The sequence below is a fragment of the Pseudomonas sp. H26/SER47-MNA-CIBAN-0231 genome (assembly GCF_040310465.1).
In the GTDB taxonomy this organism is placed as follows: Bacteria; Pseudomonadota; Gammaproteobacteria; order Pseudomonadales; family Pseudomonadaceae; genus Aquipseudomonas; species Aquipseudomonas atacamensis.
The window spans coordinates 92,861-103,074 of the sequence record NZ_JBEOPW010000022.1 but is presented as its reverse complement, the minus strand read 5'-3'; the positions used below and the strand labels follow the sequence as shown (position 1 = coordinate 103,074).

The 10,214-nt window shown below is 60.9% G+C and carries 6 protein-coding genes; 2 read left to right on the top strand and 4 right to left on the bottom strand.

Going from position 1 to position 10,214, the window contains the following annotated elements; translation table 11 throughout:
- Positions 1–113 precede the first annotated feature (113 nt).
- Positions 114–1,367 (bottom strand): serine hydroxymethyltransferase, encoded by a 1,254-nt coding sequence (gene glyA, locus AAEZ10_RS24885; protein ID WP_016773106.1) that lies wholly within the window; start codon positions 1,365–1,367, stop codon positions 114–116.
- Between the two features lie 298 nt (positions 1,368–1,665).
- Positions 1,666–5,514, bottom strand: coding sequence for a cyclic di-GMP receptor MorA (gene morA, locus AAEZ10_RS24880; protein WP_350571407.1), 3,849 nt, complete (start codon positions 5,512–5,514; stop codon positions 1,666–1,668).
- 287 nt (positions 5,515–5,801) lie between these two features.
- On the opposite strand from morA, the gene ettA reads away from it, so the two are divergent.
- Together ettA and gdhA are read left to right on the top strand one after the other, a co-directional pair.
- The gene (gene ettA, locus AAEZ10_RS24875; RefSeq protein WP_016773108.1) at positions 5,802–7,466 is read left to right on the top strand and encodes an energy-dependent translational throttle protein EttA; all 1,665 of its coding nucleotides are present in this window, start codon (positions 5,802–5,804) and stop codon (positions 7,464–7,466) included.
- A gap of 345 nt (positions 7,467–7,811) precedes the next feature.
- Positions 7,812–9,149, top strand: a complete 1,338-nt coding sequence (gene gdhA, locus AAEZ10_RS24870) for an NADP-specific glutamate dehydrogenase (RefSeq protein WP_350571405.1) — start codon at positions 7,812–7,814, stop codon at positions 9,147–9,149.
- Here gdhA and AAEZ10_RS24865 read toward each other — a convergent pair.
- Both AAEZ10_RS24865 and AAEZ10_RS24860 read right to left on the bottom strand, forming a co-directional pair.
- Positions 9,146–9,640 carry a GreA/GreB family elongation factor gene (locus tag AAEZ10_RS24865; RefSeq protein ID WP_243241612.1) on the bottom strand — a complete coding sequence of 165 codons (495 nt, stop codon included), beginning with the start codon at positions 9,638–9,640 and terminating at the stop codon, positions 9,146–9,148. The genes gdhA and AAEZ10_RS24865 overlap by 4 nt on opposite strands.
- 70 nt (positions 9,641–9,710) lie before the next feature.
- The gene (locus AAEZ10_RS24860; RefSeq protein ID WP_095181853.1) at positions 9,711–10,067 is read right to left on the bottom strand and encodes a hypothetical protein; all 357 of its coding nucleotides are present in this window, start codon (positions 10,065–10,067) and stop codon (positions 9,711–9,713) included.
- Positions 10,068–10,214: the final 147 nt, after the last annotated feature.

Sequence of the window (10,214 nt, the reverse complement as noted above, 5' to 3'; positions counted from 1 at the left end):
GTGAGCACAAAAGCAAACGCCCCGAACAAGTCGGGGCGTTTGCTGGAACCGCCGTCAGTGCGTTTTCACACAGTCTGATCGTGACCGGTTTTTTATTGCGGATTAACGAGGCATCAAGCGCCGTACACCGGCAGTTTCTTGCAGATGGCTTTGACTTTCTCGCGAACGGCGTCGATCACCGCTTCGTTGTTCAGGTCAGCCAGGATGTCGCAGATCCAGCCAGCCAGCTCTTTGCACTCGGCCTCTTTGAAACCGCGAGTGGTCACAGCCGGAGTACCGAAGCGCAGGCCGGAGGTGACGAACGGCGAGCGTGGATCGTTAGGCACGGAGTTCTTGTTCACGGTGATGAACGCTTTGCCCAGAGCGGCGTCGGCATCTTTACCGGAGATGTCCTGCTTGATCAGCGACAGCAGGAACAGGTGGTTTTCAGTACCGCCCGATACCACGTCGAAACCGCGTGCGATGAACACTTCGGCCATGGCCTTGGCGTTCTTCACCACTTGTTGCTGGTAAGCCTTGAACTCAGGCTGCAGCGCTTCCTTGAAGCAGATCGCCTTGGCCGCGATCACGTGCTCCAGCGGGCCACCCTGGGCGCCCGGGAATACTGCGGAGTTGAGCTTCTTCTCGATCTCGGCGTTGGCACGGGCCAGGATCAGACCGCCACGTGGACCGCGCAGGGTCTTGTGGGTGGTGGTGGTCACGACGTCGGCGAACGGCACCGGGTTCGGATAGACACCAGCGGCAACCAGACCGGCGACGTGAGCCATGTCGACGAACAGGTAGGCGCCGACCTTGTCAGCGATTTCGCGGAAGCGCGGGAAGTCGAGGATCTGCGAGTAGGCCGAGAAACCGGCAACGATCATTTTCGGCTTGTGCTCGACCGCCAGGCGCTCGACTTCGTCGTAGTCGATCAGGCCGTTGGCATCGATACCGTATTGAACGGCGTTGTACAGCTTGCCCGAGGAGGAAACGCTGGCGCCGTGGGTCAGGTGACCACCATGGGCCAGGCTCATGCCCAGAATGGTGTCGCCACCTTGCAGCAGAGCCAGGTAAACAGCGGCGTTGGCCTGGGAACCGGCGTGCGGCTGAACGTTGGCGTAATCGGCGCCGAACAGTTCCTTGGCGCGGTCGATGGCCAGTTGTTCAACCACGTCCACGTATTCGCAACCACCGTAGTAACGCTTGCCCGGATAGCCTTCGGCGTACTTGTTGGTCAGGACCGAGCCTTGAGCTTCCATCACCGCTGGGCTGGTGTAGTTTTCCGAAGCGATCAGCTCAATGTGTTCTTCCTGACGCTGAGCTTCTTGCTCCATGGCGGCAAAAAGGTCGGCGTCGTACTTGGCAATAGTCAAATCACGGCTGAACATGGCGGTCCTCAAGGATCGGGGGCAGAAAAGGGGGGCATTCTAACCCAACCGCTTTTGGATGACATATGAAACGACGTCATGTCGCAGACAAGTGGCGTTCATGACAGATGTGCGGTGCTTTTGCCGGCCCCTTCGCGAGCAAAAGGGGCATTGATCGTTCCCACGCTCTGCGTGGGAATGCAGCCCGTGACGCTGCGCGTCACCTGCCGAAGCGGACGCAGAGCGTCCAGTGAGGCATTCCCTCGCGGAGCGTGGGAACGATCGAAGGCTGCGATCTTTTCGGGCGCGCCGCAGATCGTCAGTCGAACATGAACAGCGCATCGTTACAGAACTGCGCTTCAAACCGTCCCGCCGGCATCGGCCGGCCGAACAGATATCCCTGCACCTCATCGCAGCCATGCTCGCGCAGGAAGTCCAGCTGCTCATGGGTTTCCACACCCTCGGCGATCACCGCCAGGTTCAGGCTGTGGGCCATGGCAATGATCGCCCGGGCGATCTGCGCGTCCTGTTCGCCGGACGGCAGGCCGTCGACGAAGGTGCGGTCGATCTTCAGCACGTCGATCGGGAATTGCTTGAGGTAGTTGAGCGATGAATAACCGGTGCCGAAGTCATCGACCGCGATGCTCAGGCCGAGGTTCTTCAGCCCGGCAAGAATCTGCATCGCCTCGCTGACTTCGCGCATCAGGATGCTTTCGGTCAGTTCCAGCTCCAGACACGCCGGCGGCAGGCCGGTTTCGCGCAGGATCGTCGCGATTCGCGTACCCAACTGGCCGTCGGAGAACTGCCGTGCGGAAATGTTCACCGAGACCTTCGGCACCCGCACCCGTTGCTGGTGCCAGGTTTTCAGCTGTCGACAGGCCTCGCTGATGACCCAGTCGCCAACGTCCACCACCAGGCCGAGCTCTTCCAGCACCGGAATGAAATCCCCCGGCGGCACCAGCCCGCGACGCGGATGGCGCCAGCGCAGCAGCGCTTCGGCGCCGGTCAAACGCTTGCCGTCGCCACTGAACTGCGGCTGGTAATACAGGACGAATTCGTTCTGCTCCAGCGCATGGCGCAAATCGCTTTCCAGTTCCAGGCGCTCCAGCGCACTGGCGTTCATGTCGGCCTGATAGAACTGGAAGTTGTTCTTGCCGCGTTCCTTGGCGTGGTACATCGCCGTGTCGGCGTTCTTCATCAACTGGCTGAGTTCATTGCCGTCCTGCGGACTCAGGGCGATGCCGATACTGGCGGTGACGAAGAACTCGCGGCCCTCAAGCACGAACGGCCGCACCAGGCTGGCGAGAATCTGCTCGGCCACGTGAATCGCCCGGTTCAGCGCCAATTCTCGGTTGGAGCGATGCTGCAGCAGCAAGGTGAATTCGTCGCCGCCCATGCGCGCCACGGTGTCATCGTCATCGACGCAGGCCAGCAGGCGCGTGGCCATGTCCTTGAGCATGCGGTCGCCGGCGGCGTGGCCCAAGGAGTCGTTGATCGGTTTGAAACGGTCGAGGTCGAGGAACATCAGCACCACCCACGACTTCTGCCGTTCGGCCGCTTGCAGCGCGGTGTGCAGACGATCCTGGAACAGCGTGCGGTTCGGCAGGTGGGTGAGGGCGTCGTAATAGGCGAGGCGGTGAATGCGCTGCTCGCTGGCCTTGCGCTCGCTGATGTCGCTGAAGAAACACACGTAACTGGCCAGATCGCCCTCATCGTCGAGCACGGCAGTAATGCCTACCCACGCCGGGTAGTGTTCGCCGTTACGGCGCTTCATCCACACTTCGCCTTCCCAGGTGCTGTGCTCGTGCAACTGCTTGAGCACGTAGCGCAAGTGCGCGTCCTGCTGCTCGTCGACGGTGAGCATGTTCGGCAACTGGTCGAGCACTTCGCCGACGCTGTAGCCGCTGACCCGACTGAACGCTTCGTTGGCCTGGACGATGTACCCAGCGGGGTCGGTGATCAGGATTGCCGAAGTCGAGTGCTCGAATACCGTGGCGGCCATGCGCAGATCTTTTTCGGCACGGCGCTGTTGACTGATATCGCGGCCGACGCCGAGCACGCCTTCGAACGCGCCGTGTTCGTCCCACACCAGCACCAGGCGCAGTTCGATCGGAATCTTGCGGCCGTCGGCGCGCAGGCAATCGAAGAGGAACAGCTGCGTTTGCACCTGACTGCGCAGCAATGCCAGTTGCTCGGGCTTGTCCAGCGCCTTGCTGACGCGGTCCATCAGCACATGAATGCCGTTCAGTTGCCCGGGATTGGCGATGATCGATTGCCAGCCGTTCTGGAAAATCCAGTCGGCGTTGTAACCGAGCACGGCCTGCACCGAGGGGCTGACGTAGTTCAGCGAGAGCTTGCTGTCGGTGGAGAAAATCACGTCGCTGATGCTTTCGGCGAGCATGCGGTAACGCTGCTCGCTGTCACGCAGCGATTCGCTGGCCTCGATCTGTTCGGTGATGTCCTTGGCCACGCCGATGATCCGCGTGACCTGATCGTGCTTGTCCCGCGCCAGCGCCTGTTCACGGATGTCGAAGCGCCGCCACTCGCCGTCGCGATGACGGAAGCGCAACTGGCATTGCAACAGCTGGCTGTAACCGGCGTGGCGCTGCAACTGCCGTGAGCGATGGTAATAGTCGGCGTCTTCCGGGTGCAGGAGGATTTCCCAGAAGTATTCGCCCATCTGATGCAGTTCAGTGCGGTTGTAGCCCAGGGTCTGGCCGAGGTGGTGGTTGCTGAAAATCATCCGCTGGCTGATCACGTCCTGCACATACAGATGATCGGGCACGGTGCGCACCACGTCCGACCAGAAGCCTTCGCGCTCCAGCAACGACAGCTCGATCAGCTTGCGGCTGGTGATGTCGTTGATGCTGAGAATCACCGCTTTATAGTCGTGCTGCTCGCTCGGCAGGCGCAGGACCATCCACAGGTGCTGGTCGCGACCATTGCTGTTGGGCAGTTTGATTTCCAGTTCCAGCTGCTTCTGCTGTTGCAGGACGGCGTCGAGGATCTGCTGACCGATCGCGCACTGCGGATGGCGCTGGCCATCGATCAGCAGTTGCCAGGCATCGTCGCAGGAATGCACATCGAGCAGTTGCAGGGCGACCTGGTTGACTTCGGTGACGCGCATTTCCGCGAGCAACTGCTGGCGCTGCTGCGGTTGGTCGAGCCAGGCCTTGAGCTGGTCGCTGGTCTGGATCTGCGCCTTGTCGAACATCTGCTTGAGGCCGGACAGGTCAAGCACGCACAAGGCCACGCCGGTGCCTTCGAAAATATCCTGATAACGCCGCCGGCCTTCATGCACCTGGCGCTGGCGCCGACGCATGTTCAGCAGCGCGATCACCGGCAACATCGAGAACGCCAGGCCGAGCAGGCATTTGCCGATGAACGCCGGTAGCAACTCTTCCAGTACGCGCTGGCGGTCGAACAGCCCGCGCAGTTGCCAGTCGCTGCTGCTCAGCGGCACGGTCAGCACGGTGTTGGCGACATCGTCAGGCGTCAGCCCGCCAGCCTTGACCGAGGGCAGCCCGGCATCGCGGCTGATGATCTGGTGATTGAGGCGATTTTCCACCAGCCACAACGGCCGCAGGGCGGTGGCGTCCTGTTTGGTCAGCGAATCGAAGAAGGTTGGCGTCAGGCGCAAGGCCCAGTAACCGCGACTGCTGCCGCTGGCCTGATGCAACAGCAGATGCACCACCGAGCCGTCATCGGCATTGCTGAAGTAATGCGCCTGGGCACGGCTGCGGCGTACCAGTTCGGTCAGGTAATCGGCGTCGGAACTGTCGGTGGCGCTGTCGCTGATGATGCGGCCGGAGGGCGAGAGCAGGGCCATGCTGCGCAGGTCGGGCAGCGAGCGTTGCAACTTGCGCAGCAACATCTGCTGTTCGTCGGCGGTTTGCGGTTGTTCGACGATCGGTAGCAGATTGAGGGCGATTTGCGCATTCAGCGCCATGTTCAGGCTGACCTGGGCGGCGAGGTCGGCGGTGTAGTCGATGGTGTATTGGCGCTGATTTTTCTGAGTTTCGCGCAATTGATCGAGCAGTTGCCAGAACAGCAACGCGAGCAATAACAGCACGAGGGTGGCCAGCGCACCCTTTAATGTCCCGCGCAGGGGCGAGCCGGGCGCCGGTGGGGTGCTGCTCACAGAGGCTGGCGGAGTGACATTGGTCAAGCTGTGATCCTGCGATTTGGCTGGACTGGCGCGACGTGCACTATAAGCCGGACGCCCGAAGGGCGGCTAGCATGCCTTGACTCGTGGCGAAGTGCCAGCCCCTCTCGGCTGGACTGCCTTCCAGCATTAAGGTAGCTTTGCCGGTTAGACCGGGGGCGTTCCAGCCCCTACAATCAGACTTTTTCCAGCGCGCACGCATTGATTGCGATCAAGTGAACGACGCGCACAGTCTGGCCAGGCATCGCCTGCGCTCCAATCATTCATCTGTCACTGACCCAAGGTTCTCCATGGCTCAATACGTCTTCACCATGCATCGGCTGGGCAAAGTTGTTCCGCCGAAGCGGGAAATCCTCAAGAACATTTCGCTGTCCTTCTTCCCCGGCGCCAAGATCGGCGTGCTCGGCCTCAACGGTTCGGGTAAATCCACGCTGCTGAAAATCATGGCCGGCGTCGACACCGAGTTCGAAGGCGAAGCCCGTCCGATGCCGGACCTGAACATCGGTTACCTGCCGCAAGAGCCGCAGCTCGACCCTGCCAAGACCGTGCGTGAAGTGGTCGAGGAAGCGGTCAGCGTGATCAAGGATGCGCAAGCGCGTCTGGACGAGGTCTACGCGGCCTACGCCGACCCGGACGCCGACTTCGACAAGCTCGCCGCTGAACAGGCCAAGCTCGAAGCGATTCTGCAGGCCAGCGACGGCCACAACCTCGAGCGCCAACTGGAAGTCGCCGCTGATGCGCTGCGTCTGCCAGCCTGGGACGCGAAAGTCGAACACCTGTCCGGTGGTGAAAAGCGTCGTGTCGCCCTGTGCCGTCTGCTGCTGTCCGCGCCGGACATGCTGCTGCTCGACGAACCGACCAACCACCTGGATGCCGATTCGGTGGCGTGGCTGGAGCATTTCCTCCACGACTTCCCGGGCACCGTGGTCGCGATCACGCACGACCGCTACTTCCTCGACAATGTCGCCGGCTGGATTCTGGAACTCGACCGCGGCGCGGGCATTCCTTACGAGGGCAACTATTCGGGCTGGCTCGAAGCCAAGTCCGATCGTCTGGCCCAGGAATCCAAGCAGCAGTCGGCTCATGAAAAAGCCATGAAGGAAGAACTGGAGTGGGTGCGCAAAGGCGCCAAGGCCCGCCAGTCGAAATCCAAGGCACGTCTGCAACGCTTCGAAGAAATGCAATCGCAGGAATTCCAGAAGCGCAGCGAGACCAACGAGATCTACATCCCGGCCGGTCCACGCCTGGGCGACAAGGTCATCGAATTCAAGAACGTCACCAAGGGCTACGGCGATCGCGTGCTGATCGACAACCTGTCGTTCTCCATGCCGAAGGGCGCCATCGTCGGCGTGATCGGCGGTAACGGTGCCGGTAAGTCGACGCTGTTCCGCATGCTGATGGGCAAGGAAACTCCGGATTCGGGCAGCATCGAAATCGGTGAAACCGTGCAACTGGCCTGCGTCGACCAGAGCCGTGAAGACCTCGACGGCAGCAAGACCGTGTTCCAGCAGATTTCCGACGGTTCCGACCAGATCCGCATCGGCAACTACGAGATCCCGTCGCGTACCTACGTCGGTCGCTTCAACTTCAAGGGTGGCGACCAGCAGAAGTTCGTCAAGGACCTGTCCGGCGGTGAGCGCGGTCGTCTGCACCTGGCGCTGACCCTGAAGGAGGGCGGCAACGTCCTGCTGCTCGACGAACCGTCCAACGACCTCGACGTGGAAACCCTGCGTTCGCTGGAAGAAGCCCTGCTGGACTTCCCGGGCGCCGCCATTGTGATCTCCCACGATCGGTGGTTCCTTGACCGTGTCGCCACGCACATCCTGGCGTACGAAGACGACTCGCAAGCGGTGTTCTTCGAAGGTAACTACACCGAGTACGAAGCCGACCGCAAAAAACGCCTCGGCGAAGCAGCGGCCCAGCCACACCGGGTACGTCACAAGAAACTGGCCTGATATCGGGTTGGTTGCAGATAGAGCGGAGCCTTCGGGCTCCGTTTTTTTCTGTGTTTTTCAGGTTTAACCGAGTCGAACCCTTCGCGAGCAAGCTCGCTCCCACAGGAGAACGCATTTCAAATGTGGAGCGAGCTTGCTCGCGAAGGGCGTGTAACTGTTGGTGCATGACGTGAGTCTGATCTCACTATTAGAGTGCAAAGCAGGGTCAAAAACCGACCTGATTTATATCCTGTGCACCATTTAATTTCATAACTGCGACATTTTGCTCTGTTCCTGTGCGCAATTCGTTTGTTACAGTCCGGCCCAATCTCCTCCAACGACAATAAATTTGCCGAGACTTTGCCCATGATCGAATCCGTCGAATCCTTCCTTGCGCGCCTGAAAAAACGCGACCCGGATCAACCCGAATTCCACCAGGCTGTCGAAGAAGTCCTGCGCAGCCTGTGGCCGTTTCTTGAAGCCAATCCGCATTACCTGACTTCGGGGATTCTCGAGCGCATCTGCGAGCCGGAGCGTGCGCTGGTGTTTCGGGTGTCGTGGGTCGACGATCAGGGCAAGGTCCAGGTCAATCGCGGCTTCCGTATCCAGATGAACAGCGCCATCGGCCCGTACAAGGGCGGCTTGCGTTTTCATCCGTCGGTGAACCTCGGCGTGCTGAAATTCCTCGCCTTCGAGCAGACCTTCAAGAACTCGCTGACCTCCCTGCCCATGGGCGGCGGCAAGGGCGGTTCCGACTTTGATCCGAAGGGCAAGAGCGATGCTGAAGTCATGCGTTTCTGCCAGGCGTTCATGAGCGAGCTGTATCGCCACATCGGCGCCGACGTTGACGTGCCGGCCGGTGATATCGGTGTCGGTGCGCGGGAGATCGGTTTCCTCTTTGGCCAGTACAAGCGCCTGAGCAACCAGTTCACCAGCGTCCTCACCGGCAAGGGCATGACCTACGGCGGCAGCCTGATTCGCCCGGAAGCCACCGGTTTCGGCTGCGTGTACTTCGCCGAGGAGATGCTCAAGCGCCGCGGGCAGAGCGTGGAAGGCAAGCGCGTGGCGATTTCCGGTTCCGGCAACGTTGCCCAGTACGCGGCGCGCAAAGTGATGGACCTGGGTGGCAAAGTGATTTCCCTGTCCGACTCCGAAGGCACGCTGTACTGCGAAGCAGGACTGAGCGAAGAACAGTGGCTGGCGCTGCTGGAGTTGAAGAACGTTAAACGTGGGCGCATCAGCGAACTGGCGAGCGCCCATGGTCTGGAATTCCGCGCCGGCCAACATCCGTGGTCGCTGCCGTGCGACATCGCGCTGCCCTGCGCGACGCAAAACGAACTCGATGCCGGAGCCGCGCGCACGCTACTGCGCAATGGCTGCGTTTGTGTGGCTGAAGGCGCGAACATGCCGACCACGCTGGCGGCTGTGGATATCTTTATCGAGGCCGGCATTCTGTTCGCACCGGGCAAGGCGTCGAATGCCGGCGGTGTGGCCGTCAGCGGTCTGGAGATGTCGCAGAACGCCATGCGCCTGCTGTGGACGGCGGGCGAGGTGGACAGCAAGCTGCACGCGATCATGCAGTCGATCCACCACGCCTGCGTGCATTACGGCGAAGACAACGGTCAGATCAATTACGTCAAAGGCGCGAACATTGCCGGCTTCGTCAAAGTCGCCGATGCGATGTTGGCGCAAGGCGTGGTTTAAGCCGGTTCGATGCGGATCACTTCGATCAGTTGATCGCCGGCAGGCCGCTGCCATAGCACTTCATCGTTGAGCTGGGCGCCAAGCAAAGCCCGGCCCAGCGGTGAGGCCCAGTTGATCAGGCCCTGACTGGCGTCGGCCTGATCCTCGCCGACCAGTTGCACGCGGTGTTCAGTGTCGTGTTCATCGGCAAAAGTCACCCAGCTACCGATCTGCACCTTGTCGGTGGAAGTCGCAGCGACTGCGACTTGGGCGCTGCTCAGGCGTTGAGTGAAATAACGCAGATCCCGTTGCAGATCGGCGAGACGTTGTTTGTCGGCCTGCTCGCCCTTGGCCGTTTGCTCGGCGTGCAGGCTCTGCAACTCGATGACTTTCGCCTGCAACTGCGCCAGCCCTTGTGGGGTGACGTAGTTGGGCTGCGTGCTGACCTGACGTTCGACCGGCTGATCGGCCTGCGCGGCGGCGTTGTCTTCGTTGACGAATGCGCGACTCATGAAGTCCTCCTGTTAAAGGATTTGGGCCATGATTGCCGGCATTTGGTTTCACTGGATGTCTGCAAGCGACCTATTGCGAGCGATAAGCCCGCCCGACGTCCTGGTCCTTCTGCTGCTGCCAGGCGCGTTCGCGTTCGTCCCAATGCTCGTTGCGATATTGCTCGCGATCCCTGTTTTCCAGCATCGCCTGACATTGGCGGAAGCCGTCGACCCAGCCGTCGGCGTATTGCTGGTCCTTGAGATAGCGCGGCACGTTCTTGCGAAACTCGCCGCTGATCGAACCTGCCGCTTGCCGGCCGCTGACGCAACCGTCATCGAAACCGTCGGCGAAGGCCGGTGGATAACCCTTGGCGATCAAGTCTTCATGGGTGGTCTGGCAACCGCCCAGCGCCAATACAACACCCAACAACCCCACGCACCGCCACATCGCACTCTCCCGCGCCGATACTCGGCTCATAAGGAAAGTCTAGAAGGGGATTCATGAGGCGGCTGTCGAAGGCCTGTGAAAAATCCATTGCACACCACAAAGCCCCTGTGGAGCGAGCCTGCTCGCGAAGGCGTCGTGTCAGGCAAC

Coding starts and splice junctions, on each gene's coding strand:
- glyA (WP_016773106.1), bottom strand. CDS start 1,367: ATGTTCAGCCGTGATTTGACTATTGCCAAGTACGACGCCGACCTTTTT.
- ettA (WP_016773108.1), top strand. CDS start 5,802: ATGGCTCAATACGTCTTCACCATGCATCGGCTGGGCAAAGTTGTTCCG.
- gdhA (WP_350571405.1), top strand. CDS start 7,812: ATGATCGAATCCGTCGAATCCTTCCTTGCGCGCCTGAAAAAACGCGAC.
- AAEZ10_RS24865 (WP_243241612.1), bottom strand. CDS start 9,640: ATGAGTCGCGCATTCGTCAACGAAGACAACGCCGCCGCGCAGGCCGAT.
- AAEZ10_RS24860 (WP_095181853.1), bottom strand. CDS start 10,067: ATGTGGCGGTGCGTGGGGTTGTTGGGTGTTGTATTGGCGCTGGGCGGT.